Genomic DNA, 15,772 nt, shown 5'->3' with positions numbered 1-15,772 from the left:
GTGTCGAACGCCATCTGCGCCCCGAACGTCCGCCAGCCAGCGGCTACCCCGCCTTCTCGCCATATATCTTCACTCCTCTCTTGATCGCGTCGATGATACGATCCGCCAACCACTCTCCGCGCCTCGTAGGGGCGACGACCTTCGCCCTCGCGTCGAACGGGTCGGAGAGCGCGGTCACGAGGTCATGTCCGGGAAGCTTCTTTCCTCCGTCCTCCCGGTATGTCTCTTTAGAAAGAGCAAGCACGTTACGAGAGACAGCGGAGCGAGAAAGCCCCGTGGCGGAAACAAGGTCTGTCATCTTGATCCCGGGGTTCTCAGCGACAAGGAGGTAGACCAAGAATTGGCCCATCTCCATCTTTGGATCAAACTGCCGCATCTCCTGGACGACCCTGACTACGGCGTCGAGGATCGCTTTTCGCTCATGGCCTCCTTCTGAACGCACTTCCTGCTCCTTCCGAGATTATGTCTCGACAAAGTAGCGGAATTATACCTCTTTCGCTACCACTTTGTTGAGATGTCAGATTTGCTCTTCAAATGTTCGCTGACGAGGTCTCGCAATTTCGCGCGCCCCCACAGTAGCGGGGAACGCACCATCTCTCCGCTGGGATCATGCCCATCCACCAGCGCTCGCAACGCGGTAGTCAAAAACTCGATTGTGAGCGTGACCTCGCGGATTGTCTCCTGGGTCGTCGGCGTCTCATCGGCGGACGCTGAACTCGAAATATCCACGCTTTCCTCCTGAATTTTGGAACGTTAACGGCCCCATGAGGGGACGTTACACCTCATCTAAACATCTGATTGATCGCTGTCTAGGATTTCTTTCCTATTGTGTAGGGCTCCACTTACCAGCTACCGGGAAACCACGAGGTCCATACAGCGACGACGGCAGCGCCGATGCGCACGGCGAGGCGGGTGAGACTCTGCATCTGGGCAATGCCGTCCAGGATCAGCGTGCCGGCAATGAAGGCCAGCGCCTCGGGGCTCTGGTCCTGGATGAGGCGGGCAGCGTGATGCCTGCGCCCGGCGCGGCCGGTCCCCGCACGACCCAGGAACTCGGAGATGGCCTTGGCGGTGGGCTCAATGAGCACGTCAAGCACAGTCTTGACGGAGCGTGAGCGGGTAGCCTGCTGAGCCGCCTTGGCCTCCTGGGCTTGCTTGCGGAACTGATCAATCCCGAGGGTCGCCATTCGGCGCTCCAGCTCGGCCTGTTTCTGCATCATGTCGATCAGGGCGATTTCTCCTACGTTGGTCACAGGAATGGGCACTAAGCACGATTTGCAGCGCCATAGGCCCGCTTGGGCACATTATCTTGTTGTGAGAAGGTGACAATATTCTCAGAAGCGAAGAACCCGCCTTTCGGCGGGCCCTGAGGCTTAGTTTTCCGGGGAGTTTGGTGCGGGCGGTGGGATTTGAACCCACATGGGGACAAAGCCCCGAGGGATTTTAAGTCCCTTGCGTCTGCCAATTCCGCCACGCCCGCGCCATCTCGTGCCTAGCTCGTGAACGCATCCACGACCTAGCTCCGCCATTGCCCGCGGGCAAGGTCAAAGGCCAAGGCCCGGCAGCGATGGCGCCAAAGCGACGCTCCGGTCGATCACCATCTCCAAAAGGCCGGGTCGAGCAGGACGAGCACGGTAAAGAGCTCCAACCGGCCCAAGATCATGGCGAAGGCAAGCGCCAGCTTCGCACCGTCCGGCAAGCTGGAGAAATTGCCGACCGGCCCGACAACCTCGCCCAGTCCCGGGCCGACATTGCCGACCGCCGAGACCGCAGAAGAGATGGCGGTGACGAAATCGAGGCCGAGCCCGGCGAGGATCATGGTGATAATGACCGTCATCCCGACATAAAGGGTCAAGAATGCCAGCACCGAGGGCGGCACGTCCTCCGGAATGCGCCGTCCGGCGTAGCGCAGAGGCTCCACCCTGGAAGGATGGGCAAGACGGCGAATCTGGCGGCGGATGATCGCCCACAGGATGATGAAGCGGTACATCTTGATGCCCCCGGTCGTGGAGCCGGAGCAGCCGCCGATATAGAGAAGAACGAAGAAGAAGCCGATATCGAACTCGCCAAGAAGCGTGTAGTCCATCGAGGCGAAGCCCGTGGTCGTGACCACCGAGACGACGTTGAAGGTGGAATGCGTGAGCGCCTCGTCGAAGGGCAAGGTACCGAGAAGCGTCTCGTGCAGGGCAAGACCGAAGCAGGCGACCGCGAGAAAGCCGAGCAAAGCGCGTATCTGCGGGTCCTTCAGCAGCATCATCGGATCGCCCCGCAGCGCCCCGATATAGGCGACGAAAGGCAGCGCCCCGGCGATCATGAAGAATGTGCCAGTCCACAAGATCATCGGCTCGTCCCAATAGCCGAAAGAGGCATCGTGGGTGGAAAAGCCGCCGGTCGCCACCGTCGTCATGCTGTGGGCGATGGCGTCGAAAAGCGTCATGCCGCCGGCGGCATAGGCAAGGGTGCACAGCGCCGTCAGAGCGACGTAGATCCCGCCGATCCAGGCGGCAATGTCGAAGGACTTGGCCAAGACCTTTTCGGAGCGATCGGAGCTTTCGGCGTGGAAGAGCTGCATGCCGCCGACCTTTAGGAAGGGCAGCATGATGATCGCCATCACCACGATGCCAACACCGCCCATCCATTGCAGGAGCGAGCGCCACAGCTGGATGCCGGGCGGCAGGTCGTCGATCCCGACGAGCACCGTGGCGCCTGTCGTGGTGATGCCGGAGACGGTTTCGAACAGCGCATCGGCATAGCCGATGTCGAGGCCGAGAAACGGCAGCGCCGCAAAGCCGGGCAGGACGAACCACAGCACCGTCGTCAACACGAAGGCCTGCTTGACGTTGAGGCCGATCGGCTTGTCTTCCCGCCCGGCGATGGCGAAGGCGGCGCCGACGAGGGCGGTGATGATCCCCGACAGCGCGAAGATCATCCAGTCCGGATTGCCGGCCGACAGGTCGACCAGTGCCGGCACCGCCATGACCGCGCCGAGAGCGACCAGGAGGAAACCGGTGATGGACAGAATCGGCTGATAGCGCAGCAACGCAAGCGACCCGCAGGCTTAGCCGATGCCGCCGGAGATCGGCGGCTGGAAGGAAAGGCCGAGATCCCAGGGAAAGTAGATCCAGGTATCCTGCGAGACCTCCGTGACGAAGGTGTCGACCAGCGGCCTTCCTTTCGGCTTGGCGTAGACGGTGGCGAAATGCGCCTCCGGCAGCATCTCGCGCACGATGGAGGCGGTCTTGCCGGTATCGACGAGGTCGTCGATGAGAAGCACGCCCTTGCCGCCCCCGCCGCCGATGCCGATCACCGCCTCGCTTACCGGCTTCAGCACCTCCAAGTCGCCCTGATTCTTGTAATCGTGATAGGAGCTCACGCACACCGTATCAATGAGCCGCACCTCCAGCTCGCGGCAGACGATCGCCGCCGGCACCAGCCCGCCGCGGGTGATGCAGACCATCGCCTGAAACGGGCCGGCCCCCGCCAGACGCCAGGCAAGGGCGCGGGCATCGCGGTGAAACTGGTCCCAGGAAACCGGAAAGGCCTTTTCTTGGATCATCGGACGGCCGCTTGCTCCTCGTCTCGGGTAAGGCCTCTTAGCCGGTTTGCAGCCGGCTTTCCACGTCGCTGAGCGCCCTTTCCAGCGCCTCCGGCATGCGCGAGCGCAGGACGATGCGCGTCGTGAAGCGCTTGCCGTCGTGATAGGGATAGGAGCCTATGCGCACCTGCGGATGCGTCTCCTGCAGCGCCGTCAGCCAATCGGCGATATCGCCCTCCCCACGCCCGGCCTCCACGGTCGCCGACAACATCTTCACGCCGGTCGGCAATTCCGGGGCCAGCGCATCCAGCATCGCCTGCATGATCGCCGGCACGCCGGCCATGACATAGACGTTGGAGATGATGAAACCCGGCGCCCCAGACACCGAATTGGCGATAAGGCGCGCCCCTTCCGGCGTGCGCGCCATCCTGAGGCGCGCCTCGTTGAGCTCCCAGCCGCGCCTCGCGCAGCGCTCGCGCAGGATCTCCACGGCCTGCGGATGATGCACCAGCTTCAGGCCAAAGGCGGATGCGACGGCATCGGCGGTGATGTCGTCATGCGTCGGCCCGATACCCCCGCAGGTGAAAACGAGGTCGTAGCTGCGCGACAGCTCTTTCAGCGCCGCCACGATCCGCGCCTTGTGGTCGCCGACGATCCGCACCTCCTCCAGGTCGATGCCCAGATCGCAGAGGTAGTCGGCGAGATAGCCGATATTCTTGTCCTTGGTGCGGCCGGAGAGAATCTCGTCTCCGATCACCAGCATCGCAGCCTGCGGCAATGCCGACCTGCCATTTGTGGAAGCGCTCATGGCCATCCTGTGCCGTCTGGAAACCTTTGCCGCAAGCCCCAATATGGGCCTTTCGGGCGCGCCTGTCTCCGGCCTCGGGAATTCGGTCTTTCCCCCTCCCCAGCGCCAGAGTAGGCTGAAAGAAACGGCAAAGTTCACATCATGCAGCATTCCCTTGCCGGCCTGCAGGAAAAGGCCGCCATCAAGACCTATACGAGCGACGATTTCGCCGGCATGCGCCGCGCCGGGCAACTTGCAGCGACCTGCCTCGACGCGCTCGGCGATCTCGTCAAGCCGGGTGTCAGCACCCAGGCGATCGACGATTTCGTCTTCGACTTCGCCCAGCGCCACGAGGCCGTGCCGGCAACGCTGAACTACCGCGGCTACCGCAAATCGTGCTGCACCTCCATCAACCACGTCGTCTGCCACGGCATCCCCAACGACAAGCCGCTGCGAGAGGGCGATATCGTTAATATCGACGTGACGCTGATTCTCGACGGTTGGCACGGCGATTCCAGCCGCATGTTCGCCATTGGCGCCATCAAGCGGGCGGCCGAGCGGCTGCTGGAAGTGACCTATGAATGCCTGATGCGTGGCATCGCCGCGGCGACGCCCGGCGCCCGTCTCGGCGATATCGGTCATGCTATTCAGTCCTACGCCGAAGCCGAGCGCTGCTCCGTGGTGCGCGATTTCTGCGGCCACGGTGTCGGCCGTGCCTTCCACGAGCCGCCCAACATCCTGCATTACGGCCATCCCGGCGAAGGCTTGCCGATCGAGCCCGGCATGATCTTTACCATCGAGCCGATGATCAATCTCGGCCGGCCGCATGTGAAGCTTCTCGGCGACGGCTGGACGGCGGTGACGCGCGACCGCTCCCTCTCCGCCCAGTACGAGCACACGATCGGCATCACGGAGGATGGCGTGGAGATCTTCACTCTGTCTCCGGCCGGGATCGGCCGACCTTAATCCATCGTGACCGGCGAGCTTGAAGACGTCGGCGCCTCGGCCCACTACTTCGGGCACCGGGAGCGGCTGCGCGCGCGATTTCGCGAGGCGGGCGCCGACGCGCTCGCCGATTACGAGCTTCTGGAGCTGGCCCTTTTCAGCGCCCTGCCCCGCCGCGACACCAAGCCCATCGCCAAGGCGCTCCTGAAGACATTCGGTTCGCTGTCGCAGGTTCTGGCCGCCTCGCCCAAACGCCTGAAGGAAGTGGAAGGCGTCGGTGAGGCCGTGATTCTGCAATTGAAGCTGTTGCGGGCCTTCGCGGAGCGTCTCGGCCGCGACGAGGTGCGCGCGCGCCCGGTGCTCGCTTCCTGGTCGGCACTGCTCGGCTATTGCCGCACCATCATGGCCTTTGAGGAGCGCGAGCAGTTCCGCATCCTCTTCCTCGACAAGAAGAACGCCCTCATCGCCGACGAGGTGCAACAGACCGGCACGGTCGACCACACGCCGGTCTATCCGCGCGAGGTGATGCGCCGCGCGCTGGAGCTTTCGGCGACGGCCATCATCCTCGTCCACAACCATCCTTCGGGCGACCCGACGCCCTCGCGCGCCGACATCCAGATGACGAAAACGCTGGTGGAGGTCGGCAAGCCGCTCGGCGTCACCGTGCACGACCACATCATCATCGCACGCGACGGCCATTCCAGCTTCCGCGGCCTGGGGCTGATGTGAGCCATCGCCGCCATGGGGCCCCGCCTTCAGTTGATGTCGTTGGCCTCCTGCAGCGCGCGCACATAGGCGGTGATGCGCTCCACCTCCTGGCCGCTGACGCCCTCGACGGGCGGCATGTCGCCGAAGTTCCAATGGTGCTGCCGCACGCCTTGCCGAGCCGCGAGCAGGAAGGCGACGTCGGCATGATGACCGGGCTTGTAGATATCGTGCACCAGCGGCGGCCCAACCTGGGTGCCGGACGCGCTCTGGCCATGGCACGAGGCGCAGAACGTCTCGAACAAACGCTCGCCCTCGACCGCCCTCGGCGATAGTTCCGGGACGACAATGGCGGCCTCGATGGGCGCGCGGGCCTCACCCGCAAGCAAGCGGATCGCCAGATAGCCGCCGACCAGGATGACCACCACGGAGAGACCGACGAGCCCCTGTCTCACGGCGCGCCCTGCCCCGCCAGGTCCTCAAGGATCGGGCAGTCCGGCCGCTCGTCGCCGTGGCAGGCCTCTACCAGAACGGCAAGCGTCGCGCGCATCTCCATCAGCTCGGCGACCTTGCGATCGATCTCGGTGATATGACGGCTCGCGATGGCCTTCACATCCGCGCTGGCGCGACAGCGGTCGCCATAGAGCGACAGGAGCTGACGGCATTCCTCGATGGAGAAGCCGAGCGAACGCGCCCGCGCCAGAAAGCGCAGATTGTGCACATGGCTGTCGGAATAGTCGCGATAATTGTTGCCGCGCCGGTCAGGCGATATCAGCCCGATCTCCTCATAATAGCGGATCGTCTTGGCGGGTAGCCCGCTCACCGCGGCGGCTTCACCGATATTCATGGCCTCCTCCTCGCATGAGGAGTGAGATAGGGTTTCCAGTAACTGGAGTGTCAAGCCCGGCCGCGCCGCCTCAGATCGCCGTGATGCGCACCCGGCTGCCGGCGGCGACGGCTTTGAGAACGCGCACATCCGCCACCGCGTCCGCCCAGATATTCACCTCGTCCGCCAAGCGGATCTCACCATCCGTGGAAGCCGGCGTGCGCCCGAAGCCGATAGCGATCACTTTGCCGGCCGGCCAGTAGGCGATTTCTCCAGCGTTGACGACGTTGCGGGCATCCGCCTCGGCGGTACAGGAGGCCGGGACGGCGAAATAGACCTCCTCGCCCCAGGTATTGACACTGGCCTCGACCGGCAGAACGGCATGGATTGCATCCGCCGTGGGGGTATCGCGCAAGGTGGCGTCGAGCGTGACGCCCTCGAAGCTGAAACGCACCCTTCGCATCCGGGCCTCCTGGACAGACACCGCCGCCGCGCGGCGTCCGCCGAAGGCTAATGCAGCCGTCCCTCGAAGGTTGCGAGCCGCACGTCCGTCGGACGCAAGAGCCTTTCATGGGCGATCTCAACCGAATGGATCGCCGCCTCGATCTCGCGCCGCCAATAGTCGAGGAAGCGCTCCAGCCGTGGATGCTCAGGCGCCACGTCGTAGAACTGCCAGACGAAGCTCTGGATGAGGCGCGGTTGGTCGGGAAGATAGTAAAGCACGTTGGCGGTCGTCAGACCGTACCCGGCAAGCTGCCGCCCGAAGTCGCCCCCCTCGACGAAATCACAGTGAGACATGCCCGTCCTCCATCTTCTGCAGGCACAATGATTGCGGCTCGAAAGTTAAAAGTCCACCATCGAGCAGTTCAAAAAGAAAGGAGGGACAGGATATTAGCAGCCTCTACTGAGGAGTGCTGCCAGCTTCGTCTTCCGCCTCGATGTCGTCACCGCGGAATTCGTGCTCCTGGATGGAGGAAATATAAGAGAGGATGTCGTCGATATCTTTGGGTGGCCACTGGAATTCCGGCATCTCGGCGTGGCCGGTGACGATGCCCTCCGCCAGCGCCTCCCAGAGCGTGTCGATCGGGTAGCGCTGCGCCAGGTCGCGAAAGGCCGGCGCAGGCTGCATCGGGCTCTCGCCTTGCCCCCCGACCGCGTGGCAGGGCGCGCAATATTCCTCTGCGAGCTGGCGACCCCGCTCCAGATCCTGCGCCGCGGCGGAACCCGGCAGGAGCAAGCCGATGAAAAGGGCGATTCGGTATCTCCTCATCCCGCGATCCTGCCAGCAAGTGGCGGCAAGCGCCATGATACGCATCAACCGCGTTGCGGCATGGGCAAGCCTACATCGGGACGCAATTCAGCGACCTTGCCATGATTGGAATTTCTCCAGACCGGTTGCGCCGGTTTGAAAATCGCGCATCGATCAACATATTCGTTTTTAGGAATTTAATGTGCCTGGCCCGTCGCCCGGCATTCGTCGACGAAGGGCGCGCCCATGCAAAAGACAGGGCCATCGCTGGGTGACCGACGAGACTTTCTATCCGGCAAGGACGGTGAGCGAGCTCTTGGCGCGTTTCGCCATCGCGCAGAAGGAGCCCTCGCCAGAGCTCAATGGCTGGCTCACGGCCATGCTTGCTCTCTTCCGCCGGCAGATCGACGCGCTGCTGGAAGAGCGCGACCGGGTGATCGCCGCCACTGCCGCGGTCGAAACCGATGGCGCTAAGACCGTCTTGGAAGACCGTGCCCTGCAGAACCTTTGCGAAACCCCGATCGACCTTCTGGCGCAGATAAGCGCGGTCGAAGCGGCGCTGGGCATCGAAACGCCGATCCACCTCGCCTGAGCCCGCCCGAGCTCAACCCCTGTCCACCTTACCGCCGGCCGCCGCCAGCGCCTCGGGCGTGTCGACGTCGAGCCGCGCCGCCTCGCCGATCTCCACCTCGCTCACGTCTTCGGCATGCTCGCCGATGAGGTGGCGCCCGCCGGCATCGCCGCTGACCTGCATCAGTTCGGGGAAGTAGCGCCGCGCCCAAAGCACCGGGTTGCCGCGCTTGCCCGAGGCCGTGGCGAGCACGATCCCCCTACCCTCTTCCGGCGCGAAGGCTTCGATCATGGCGTCGAGCGCCTCCGGCGTCAGCCCGGGCATGTCGGCAAGCACGATGAGCGCCCCCGCCGTCTCTTCCGGCAGCGCCCTCAGCCCCGCCTTCAGCGAGCCTGCAAGTCCGCCCGCATAATCGCGATTGTGCACGAAGCTGACGCAGGCGCCGGCAAGCGCCGCCTCGATCTCCTCGCGCATATGGCCGGTGACGACGATGGTCTCGGAGGTTCCGGCGGCCTGCACCGCATCGACGGTGCGCCGCACCAGCGGCACGCCGTCGAAGCGGGCGAGAAGCTTGTTCGGTCCGCCCATGCGCCGCGAGCGGCCGGCGGCAAGCACGATCGCGGTCACCTTTCCCTTGCCCGCCTCCGGCTGGCGCGGCTGCGGCCGCGAGACGATTTCCATCAACAGCCCGCCGACCCCCATGCCCGTGATGTCCTCCGACCTCACTTCAAGGCCGGCGAGGAAACGATTCAAAACCCAGTCGAATCCATTCTCCTTGGGGCTGCGCGCGCAGCCCGGCGCGCCGATCACCGGCCGCTCGCCGATATGGCCCACGAGGAGGAGATTGCCGGGATCGACCGGCATGCCGAGATGGATGACGGCGCCTCCCGCCGCCTCAATCGCCGCCGGGATGACGTCGGCCGCATCGGTTATGGCGGAAGCGCCGAAGGCGATGACGAGATCGGCCTCGCGGCCGGCCTCCGCCAGCGCCTCGGCGAGCGGGCCCGTCGCATGCGGCACTCGCCGCTCGCTGGTAAGGCTCGCGCCGGCTTTTTCCAGCCGCTGCTCCAGGATCGCCTTCGTCTTGTCGAGCACTTTCGGCTTCAGGCTGGCAAGCTCGGTTGCCACCAGCGCTACTTTGAGCGGCCGGTAGGGCGCCAGCGTCAGCGCCGCCCCGGCTTCACCCGCAAGGCTTTCCGCCTTCGCCACCACATCTTCCGGCAGGGCGAAGGGGATAACCTTCACCGTCGCCAGCATCCTTCCCGCCTCCGCCGAGGCATGAGGCGGCAGCGTCGCCACGGTCAGACCGGCATCGATGCGGTTCAGCCGGTCGATGAGGTTCGGGCGCAAGAGCAGCAGCCCCGCCTTTTCGGCATGAAGGTTGGAGCGGCCGGTGAACGGCGCCTCCACGCTCACGCCCGCCCCGGCGATGGCGCGCGCCACCCGCTCGGCCGCCTCGTCCTCGTGCACGTCGCCTTCCTCCAGGCGTGCCGTCACCACCTCGCCAATGCCGGCTTTTCGGAGCACTGCCAGATCATCGCAGGAAAGCCGCCGTCCCTTCTTGAAGGTGGCCTCTGCCGTCTTCACCGAATGGGCGAGGATGGCTCGCTCGGCTTCGGCGATGGGTGTTGCACCGAACTTCAAGCCGTCTCGCTCGCCGCCGCCGGCGCCTGGCGCAGCGCCGCAATCAACTCCGCCAGCACCGCAACGGCGATTTCGGCCGGCGAAGCGGCGCCGATATCCAGCCCGATCGGCGCGTGGATGCGCTCAAGCTCGCCCGCCGCAATACCTGCCTCCGTCAGCCGCTCCACCCTCTTTCCATGCGTCTTGCGGCTGCCGAGCGCGCCAATATAGAAGCAGCCTGCTGCAAGCGCGGCCTGCAGCGGGTAATCGTCGATCTTCGGGTCGTGGGTGAGCGCGGCGAGCGCCGTATAGGCATCGAGCGGGCGCGCCTTCAGCACCTCTTGCGGCCATTCGGCGATCAGCTCCGCCTCCGGGAAGCGTTCCTCGGTTGCAAAGGCCGTGCGCGGATCGATAATGGTCGTGTCCAAGCCGGCAAGGCGCGCCATCGGCGCCAGCGCCTGGCTGATATGCACCGCGCCTATCATCACCAGCCGCGCCGGCGGCACGGAAACGGTGAGGAAGGTGCGCCCGTCCTCCAACATACCGGAACGGCCGGAGCGCAAGCGCCTTGAAAGCTCCTCGGCGAGAGGATCGCCCGCCGCATCCGACTTCTTCACCAGCCGTGCCTCACCGCTCAGCGTGTCGGTGACGAGGATGGCGGCGCGCCGTGCCGCGCGTTCTTCATTGAGGGCCTCAAGAAGTTCGCCCCTCATTACGATACGGGCTCCACGAAGACCTTGATCTTGCCCCCGCAGGAAAGCCCCACCCGCCAGGCCGTCTCGTCGGCAACGCCGAACTCCAGCATGCGCGGCTCCCCCGCCCCGATCACCTCCAGCGCCTCGCCGACGACCGCACCCTCCACGCAGCCGCCGGAGACGGAGCCCTCGAAATTGCCCGCCTCGTCGATGACGAGATGGCTGCCGACCGGCCGCGGCGCCGACCCCCAGGTCTCCACCACGGTGGCGAGCGCGACCTTCCGCCCTTCCTTGCGCCAGGCCTCGGCGGTGACGAGCGTGTCCGTTTGCATGAGCGTTTGCATCTTGCCTCCCTCAGGCCGCCACCTTCAGCGCCGGGCGGGCCGGCTCCGACAGCGCCTTCACCAAATTCTCGATCGCCTCCAGCGAATGCACCGGCCGGAACTCATCGACATGCGGCAGGATCGCCTTGATCCCGCGTGCCCGCGGCGCGAAGGCGTCAAAGCGCAGAAGCGGGTTCAGCCAAATGAGCCGCCGGCAGGAGCGGCCGAGCCGCGCCGCTTCGGCGCCAAGATCGCCTTCCTCGTCGCATTCCAGCCCGTCGGTGATCAAGAGCACCGTCGCTCCCTGGCCGAGCACGCGCCGCGACCAGTCGCGGTTGAAGGCGTGCATCGCATCGGCAATGCGCGTGCCGCCCGACCAGTCGAGCACCGCCTCAGAGCAGCCTGCCAGCGCCTCGTCGGGATCCTTGTAGCGCAGCTGGCGCGTGACGTTGGTCAGCCGCGTGCCGAAGAGGAAGCTGAACACCTTCCGCCGCGCCGAGAGCGCATGCAGGAAATGCAGCATGACGCGCGAATACTCGCTCATGGAGCCGGAAATGTCGGCGAGCGCCACGATCGGCGGCTCCACCACCCGTCGCGCGCGCAGCTGCGGCAGGATGAGTTGGCCGCCCGAGCGCATGGAGGCACGCACCGTGCGCCGCGGATCCACCGCGCCCCGGCTGGCGGCGACAAGGCGGCGCGTTTTCAGCCTGTCGGCGGTAAGCGTCAGTTCGGCGAGGGCACGCATCGCCTCGGCGATTTCCTCGGCTGTCATCTGGGCGAAGTCCTTGCGCCGCAGGATTTCTTTCTGCGTCACCGTCATGCGTGCGTCGATCTCGATCTCAGGGACGATCTCCTCCTCGCGCCGCTCTTTGAGGCCCGACATCGCCTCTTCCACGCGCGCCGCGCCCGCCTTCGGCCTTTCCGGCTCGGAAGGCCGCGGCGGCGCCATCGGCGACAGCATCTCCAGCATTTTGTCGATGAGGCCGCGCTCGCGCCAGAAGAGCTCGAAGGCTTCGTGGAAGACCGGCCGGTCGGCGCGCTTCTTCACGAAGACGGCGTGCAGCGTCCAGTAGAAATCCTCGCGCGAGCCGATACCGGCGACTTCCACCGCGCGGATGGCATCGACCACCGCCGCCGGGCCGACCGGCAGGCCGGCGCGGCGCAGAGCGCGGGCGAAAAAGACGATGTTGTCGGCGACCTTGCCGCCCCCCGGTCCACCGCCCGTCCTGCCTGCCGGCGCATCGCCAGACCCAGGAACCGGCATGGTCGCGCTCTTGTTCGACAAGCCGCTACTCCGCCGCCGCCAGTTCGCGGCGCGCCTCCTCCAGGAGCTGCTTGGAGGCGCTGCCCTGGATGCGGGCGATGTCGTCCTGGTATTTCAACAGCACCCCGAGCGTGTCGGAAATCGTCTCCGGGTCGAGCGCCACCATGTCGAGCTCCGTCAAGGCGCTCGCCCAGTCGAGCGTCTCCGCCACGCCGGGCTTCTTGAAGAGGTCCTCCTGGCGCAGCCGCTGCACGAAGCCGACCACGTCGCGCGCCAGGCGCTCGCGCACGCCGGGCACGCGCTCGCCGACGATCGTCAGCTCGCGCTCTGCATCCGGATAATCGACCCAATGATAAAGACAGCGCCGCTTCAGCGCATCATGGATCTCCCGCGTTCGGTTGGTGGTGACGACGACGATCGGCGGCTCCGGCGCGCGGATGGTGCCGATCTCCGGGATCGTCACCTGGTTGTCGGCCAAAACCTCCAGAAGGAACGCCTCGAAGGCCTCGTCCGCCCGGTCGAGCTCGTCGATGAGGAAGATCGGCGCGCCGGCGAGATCCGGCTCCAAGGCCTGCAGGATCGGCCGCTTGATGAGGAAACGCTCGGAGAAGACGTCCTCCGTCAAGGAGTGCCGCTCCGTGTCGCCCGTCGCTTCGGCGAGGCGGATCTCCACCATCTGCGCCGTATAGTTCCATTCGTAGACGGCGCTCGCCACGTCGAGGCCCTCGTAGCATTGCAGGCGGATGAGCTTGCGCCCGAGCGTATGCGCCAGAACCTTGGCGATCTCCGTCTTGCCGACGCCCGCCTCGCCTTCCAGGAACAAGGGCCGGCCCATCTTCAGGGAGAGGAAGAGGACCGTCGCCAGCGAGCGGTCGGCGACATAGCCGCCCCCCGACAACAGCTCCAGCGTCTCCTCAATCGATTGCGGCAAGGCTCGTGCGGCCATGATGCTCCCGTCGTCTCAAAGCGTGCGGCTTGTTCAGTGCGCTCCAATATAGGACAAGCCGCGCCCGCCCGCATCCGCCCGGCGAAAAAGAACCGCTGCCCCCCGCCCGCCGGCGCCGCCTTTCCAACGTCCATCGGGAAAGCTAAACCGGAGCCATGGCTGACGACCTTGCCGGCTCCCTCCTCCTTGGCCCGCTCTTCGGCTCCGATGAAATGCGGCGCCTCTTTTCCGACCGCTCCTTTGTGCAGGCGATGCTGGATTTCGAGGCGGGGCTTGCCCGCGCCGAAGCCAAAGCCGGCGTCATTCCCACAGATGCGGCGGAATCGATTTCTGAAGCCTGCGACGCAAGCCTCTACGATATGGAGAAAATCGGCCGCGCCGCCGGCCCCGCCGGCAATCCGGCGATCCCGCTCGTCACGGCGCTGACGCGAAGGGTGGAAGCGCCCGCCCGCGGTTACGTGCATTGGGGCGCGACCAGCCAGGATGTCATCGACACGGCCTTGATGGTCCTCATGCAACGTGCCTTGCGCATCCTTGCCAAGGAACTTGCCAACGCCATGAGCGCTGCCGCCGCGCTCGCCGAGAAACACCGCGCCACGCTCATGGCCGGCCGCACCTGGCTCCAGCCCGCCCTGCCCGTCCCCTTCGGCCTCAAGGCCGCGCTCTGGCTTTCCGGCCTCACCGCCGCGCTGCACGACATCGACCGGCTCCTTGCCGGCGGCCTCGCCGTCCAGCTCGGCGGCGCGGCGGGCACCCTCGCCTTCCTGCAGGACAAGGGGCCGACGGTGCGCGCCGAGCTCGCCGCCTGCCTCGGCCTTGCCGATCCTGGCCTTGCCTGGCACGCCGAACGCAGCCGCGTTGTCGCCGTCGCCGCGGCTCTCGCCGCACTCTCCGGCACTCTCGCCAAGATCGCCACCGACATACAGCTGATGATGCAGGACGAGGTGGGCGAGGCCTTCGAGCCGGCAGCGCCCGACAAGGGCGGCTCCTCCACCATGCCACAGAAGCGCAACCCGGTCGCCTCCGCTGCGATCCGCGCCAATCACCGCCGCATCGCCGGGCTCATGGCGACGCTGACCATCGCCATGGAGGGCGAGCACGAGCGCAGCCCCTCCGCCTGGCCGGCGGAATGGGAGAGCCTCCGCGACCTCTTTATCCTCGCCGGCGGCAGCCTGCGGAACGCGGCCGACCTTCTCTCCGGCCTTGAGTTGGACGAGGACGCCATGCGCCGCAACCTTCAGGCGGAGGGCGGCCTGGCGATGGCCGAGAGCCTTGCCTTTCGCCTGGCGGAGACGATCGGGCGGCAGGAAGCGCATCGTCGTGTCGCCGCGCTGGCGCAAAGAGCGCGCGCTGAGGGCCGCAGCTTGTTGGAGACCGCGACCAACGACGCCGAGCTGGCCACGACGCTTTCCATAAGCGACATCAAGGCCGCTCTGACACCCGAAACCTATCTCGGCTCGGCCGATGCCATGATCGATCGGGCCATTGAGGATGCGCGCCAGGCGCGGGAGGAAACGGATGCCCTATTGTGAGACCAGCGACGGTGAAAGAATCTGGTGGGAGAGCGAGGGCCCGCCGGACGCCCCGCCCCTGCTTTTCTCCAACTCGCTCGGCACCAATCTCGCCATGTGGGACGGCCAGGTCGACGAGGCGGCCGAGAGCTACCGTGTGATCCGCTACGACCAGCGCGGCCATGGGCGCTCCGCCGCGCCTGCGGGCGAGTATACGCTGGAGCGGCTAGGCCGCGACGTCATCGAGCTCCTCGACGCGCTCGGCATCGTCACCACCCGCTTCTGCGGTCTCTCCATGGGCGGCATGACCGGAATCTGGCTCCTCATCCACCATCCGGAGCGCTTCGAGCGGGCGGCGCTGTGCAACACCGCCGCCCATATGCCGCCGCCGGAGATGTGGAACGAGCGCATCCGAGCCGTGACCGAGAAGGGCATGGGGGCGCTCGTCGCCGGCGTCACGGAGCGCTGGTTCACGCCCGCCTTCCGCAAGGAGAACCCGCAGGAGGTGGAGCGCATCGCCGCGCAGATCCGCGCCACCGAGCCCGCCGGCTATGCCGGCTGCTGCGCCGCCATCCGCGATATGGATCAGCGCGCCGCCCTCTCCCGGATTTCCAAGCCCTCGCTCGTCCTCATCGGCGATTGCGATCCGGCAACGACGCCCGAGCAGGGCGAATTGCTTCTCGACAACATCGCCGGCGCCAAGAAGGCGGTGCTGCACGCGGCGCATCTTTCCAATGTGGAGCAGCCGCAGCGCTTCAACGCCGCCGTGCTCGCCTTCCTGCGCTAGGTGGC

21 protein-coding genes and 1 tRNA gene are annotated in these 15,772 nt (G+C 65.9%); 5 read left to right on the top strand and 17 right to left on the bottom strand.

Features of this window, described 5'->3' with window-relative positions:
- Window positions 1-43: 43 nt before the first annotated feature.
- From Q331_RS0104480 to Q331_RS0104450, 7 genes are all read right to left on the bottom strand, one after another.
- Entirely contained in the window at window positions 44-442 is a 399-nt protein-coding gene (locus Q331_RS0104480; RefSeq protein ID WP_156953259.1) for a helix-turn-helix domain-containing protein, read from the bottom strand.
- A gap of 56 nt (window positions 443-498) precedes the next feature.
- On the bottom strand, window positions 499-729 hold the full coding sequence (locus Q331_RS19945; protein WP_034490978.1) for a hypothetical protein: 231 nt from the start codon (window positions 727-729) through the stop codon (window positions 499-501).
- A 113-nt stretch (window positions 730-842) separates the two neighbouring features.
- Window positions 843-1,220 (bottom strand): hypothetical protein, encoded by a 378-nt coding sequence (locus tag Q331_RS0104470; protein ID WP_034490976.1) that lies wholly within the window; start codon window positions 1,218-1,220, stop codon window positions 843-845.
- 171 nt (window positions 1,221-1,391) lie between these two features.
- Window positions 1,392-1,480 (bottom strand) — tRNA-Leu (locus Q331_RS0104465).
- Between the two features lie 114 nt (window positions 1,481-1,594).
- Complete coding sequence (locus tag Q331_RS0104460) at window positions 1,595-3,040, bottom strand: TrkH family potassium uptake protein (protein ID WP_210164905.1); 1,446 nt, start codon at window positions 3,038-3,040, stop codon at window positions 1,595-1,597.
- An 18-nt stretch (window positions 3,041-3,058) separates the two neighbouring features.
- Entirely contained in the window at window positions 3,059-3,556 is a 498-nt protein-coding gene (gpt, locus tag Q331_RS0104455) for a xanthine phosphoribosyltransferase (RefSeq protein WP_026379689.1), read from the bottom strand.
- Between the two features lie 37 nt (window positions 3,557-3,593).
- On the bottom strand, window positions 3,594-4,343 hold the full coding sequence (locus tag Q331_RS0104450) for a competence/damage-inducible protein A (protein WP_026379688.1): 750 nt from the start codon (window positions 4,341-4,343) through the stop codon (window positions 3,594-3,596).
- Between the two features lie 141 nt (window positions 4,344-4,484).
- Between Q331_RS0104450 and map the strand changes: the two genes are divergently transcribed.
- Both map and radC read left to right on the top strand, forming a co-directional pair.
- Window positions 4,485-5,288 (top strand): type I methionyl aminopeptidase, encoded by an 804-nt coding sequence (map, locus tag Q331_RS0104445; RefSeq protein ID WP_034490972.1) that lies wholly within the window; start codon window positions 4,485-4,487, stop codon window positions 5,286-5,288.
- Window positions 5,289-5,294: 6 nt separating this feature from the next.
- Window positions 5,295-5,996: a RadC family protein gene (gene radC, locus Q331_RS0104440; RefSeq protein WP_026379686.1), complete on the top strand. Its 702-nt coding sequence runs from the start codon at window positions 5,295-5,297 to the stop codon at window positions 5,994-5,996.
- A gap of 26 nt (window positions 5,997-6,022) precedes the next feature.
- On the opposite strand, the gene Q331_RS0104435 is transcribed toward radC, so the two are convergent.
- From Q331_RS0104435 to Q331_RS19940, 5 genes are all read right to left on the bottom strand, one after another.
- Window positions 6,023-6,427 carry a c-type cytochrome gene (locus Q331_RS0104435; protein WP_026379685.1) on the bottom strand — a complete coding sequence of 135 codons (405 nt, stop codon included), beginning with the start codon at window positions 6,425-6,427 and terminating at the stop codon, window positions 6,023-6,025.
- On the bottom strand, window positions 6,424-6,819 hold the full coding sequence (gene cueR / locus Q331_RS0104430) for a Cu(I)-responsive transcriptional regulator (protein ID WP_026379684.1): 396 nt from the start codon (window positions 6,817-6,819) through the stop codon (window positions 6,424-6,426). The genes Q331_RS0104435 and cueR overlap by 4 nt, the downstream gene beginning before the upstream one ends.
- Before the next feature lie 70 nt (window positions 6,820-6,889).
- Complete coding sequence (locus Q331_RS0104425) at window positions 6,890-7,261, bottom strand: cyclophilin-like fold protein (RefSeq protein WP_026379683.1); 372 nt, start codon at window positions 7,259-7,261, stop codon at window positions 6,890-6,892.
- 47 nt (window positions 7,262-7,308) lie between these two features.
- On the bottom strand, window positions 7,309-7,596 hold the full coding sequence (locus tag Q331_RS0104420) for an usg protein (protein WP_026379682.1): 288 nt from the start codon (window positions 7,594-7,596) through the stop codon (window positions 7,309-7,311).
- Between the two features lie 103 nt (window positions 7,597-7,699).
- Window positions 7,700-8,068, bottom strand: coding sequence for a c-type cytochrome (locus tag Q331_RS19940; RefSeq protein ID WP_084174762.1), 369 nt, complete (start codon window positions 8,066-8,068; stop codon window positions 7,700-7,702).
- Between the two features lie 250 nt (window positions 8,069-8,318).
- Here Q331_RS19940 and Q331_RS0104410 point away from each other — a divergent pair, with 250 nt between their 5' ends.
- Complete coding sequence (locus Q331_RS0104410) at window positions 8,319-8,639, top strand: DUF6969 family protein (RefSeq protein WP_026379681.1); 321 nt, start codon at window positions 8,319-8,321, stop codon at window positions 8,637-8,639.
- A gap of 12 nt (window positions 8,640-8,651) precedes the next feature.
- Here the strand turns inward: Q331_RS0104410 and Q331_RS0104405 are convergent, their stop codons facing one another.
- Genes Q331_RS0104405 through Q331_RS0104385 form a run of 5 tightly spaced genes read right to left on the bottom strand, consistent with a single transcriptional unit; the run spans window position 8,652 to window position 13,469 of the window.
- Window positions 8,652-10,262, bottom strand: coding sequence for an NTP transferase domain-containing protein (locus Q331_RS0104405; RefSeq protein ID WP_026379680.1), 1,611 nt, complete (start codon window positions 10,260-10,262; stop codon window positions 8,652-8,654).
- Entirely contained in the window at window positions 10,259-10,954 is a 696-nt protein-coding gene (locus Q331_RS0104400) for an XdhC family protein (protein WP_026379679.1), read from the bottom strand. Before Q331_RS0104400 ends, Q331_RS0104405 begins: the two co-directional genes overlap by 4 nt.
- Window positions 10,954-11,280, bottom strand: coding sequence for an XdhC family protein (locus Q331_RS0104395; protein WP_026379678.1), 327 nt, complete (start codon window positions 11,278-11,280; stop codon window positions 10,954-10,956). The genes Q331_RS0104400 and Q331_RS0104395 overlap by 1 nt, the downstream gene beginning before the upstream one ends.
- A gap of 10 nt (window positions 11,281-11,290) precedes the next feature.
- Complete coding sequence (locus Q331_RS19935; protein WP_084174760.1) at window positions 11,291-12,523, bottom strand: vWA domain-containing protein; 1,233 nt, start codon at window positions 12,521-12,523, stop codon at window positions 11,291-11,293.
- 25 nt (window positions 12,524-12,548) lie between these two features.
- Window positions 12,549-13,469 carry an AAA family ATPase gene (locus Q331_RS0104385; protein ID WP_026379677.1) on the bottom strand — a complete coding sequence of 307 codons (921 nt, stop codon included), beginning with the start codon at window positions 13,467-13,469 and terminating at the stop codon, window positions 12,549-12,551.
- A gap of 155 nt (window positions 13,470-13,624) precedes the next feature.
- Between Q331_RS0104385 and pcaB the strand changes: the two genes are divergently transcribed.
- Both pcaB and pcaD read left to right on the top strand, forming a co-directional pair.
- The gene (gene pcaB, locus Q331_RS0104380) at window positions 13,625-15,001 is read left to right on the top strand and encodes a 3-carboxy-cis,cis-muconate cycloisomerase (protein ID WP_026379676.1); all 1,377 of its coding nucleotides are present in this window, start codon (window positions 13,625-13,627) and stop codon (window positions 14,999-15,001) included.
- Window positions 14,988-15,767 (top strand): 3-oxoadipate enol-lactonase, encoded by a 780-nt coding sequence (gene pcaD / locus Q331_RS0104375; RefSeq protein WP_026379675.1) that lies wholly within the window; start codon window positions 14,988-14,990, stop codon window positions 15,765-15,767. Before pcaB ends, pcaD begins: the two co-directional genes overlap by 14 nt.
- The last annotated feature ends 5 nt before the right edge of the window (window positions 15,768-15,772 follow it).

This window comes from Afifella pfennigii DSM 17143 (assembly GCF_000688515.1).
Taxonomy (GTDB): Bacteria; Pseudomonadota; Alphaproteobacteria; order Rhizobiales; family Afifellaceae; genus Afifella; species Afifella pfennigii.
The sequence above is the reverse complement of the archived record's forward strand: the minus strand, read 5'-3'. Positions and strand labels throughout refer to the sequence as shown.

Coding starts and splice junctions, on each gene's coding strand:
- Q331_RS0104470 (WP_034490976.1), bottom strand. CDS start 1,220: ATGATGCAGAAACAGGCCGAGCTGGAGCGCCGAATGGCGACCCTCGGG.
- gpt (WP_026379689.1), bottom strand. CDS start 3,556: ATGATCCAAGAAAAGGCCTTTCCGGTTTCCTGGGACCAGTTTCACCGC.
- Q331_RS0104450 (WP_026379688.1), bottom strand. CDS start 4,343: ATGAGCGCTTCCACAAATGGCAGGTCGGCATTGCCGCAGGCTGCGATG.
- map (WP_034490972.1), top strand. CDS start 4,485: ATGCAGCATTCCCTTGCCGGCCTGCAGGAAAAGGCCGCCATCAAGACC.
- cueR (WP_026379684.1), bottom strand. CDS start 6,819: ATGAATATCGGTGAAGCCGCCGCGGTGAGCGGGCTACCCGCCAAGACG.
- Q331_RS0104425 (WP_026379683.1), bottom strand. CDS start 7,261: ATGCGAAGGGTGCGTTTCAGCTTCGAGGGCGTCACGCTCGACGCCACC.
- Q331_RS0104420 (WP_026379682.1), bottom strand. CDS start 7,596: ATGTCTCACTGTGATTTCGTCGAGGGGGGCGACTTCGGGCGGCAGCTT.
- Q331_RS19940 (WP_084174762.1), bottom strand. CDS start 8,068: ATGAGGAGATACCGAATCGCCCTTTTCATCGGCTTGCTCCTGCCGGGT.
- Q331_RS0104400 (WP_026379679.1), bottom strand. CDS start 10,954: ATGAGGGGCGAACTTCTTGAGGCCCTCAATGAAGAACGCGCGGCACGG.
- Q331_RS0104395 (WP_026379678.1), bottom strand. CDS start 11,280: ATGCAAACGCTCATGCAAACGGACACGCTCGTCACCGCCGAGGCCTGG.
- Q331_RS19935 (WP_084174760.1), bottom strand. CDS start 12,523: ATGCCGGTTCCTGGGTCTGGCGATGCGCCGGCAGGCAGGACGGGCGGT.
- Q331_RS0104385 (WP_026379677.1), bottom strand. CDS start 13,469: ATGGCCGCACGAGCCTTGCCGCAATCGATTGAGGAGACGCTGGAGCTG.
- pcaB (WP_026379676.1), top strand. CDS start 13,625: ATGGCTGACGACCTTGCCGGCTCCCTCCTCCTTGGCCCGCTCTTCGGC.
- pcaD (WP_026379675.1), top strand. CDS start 14,988: ATGCCCTATTGTGAGACCAGCGACGGTGAAAGAATCTGGTGGGAGAGC.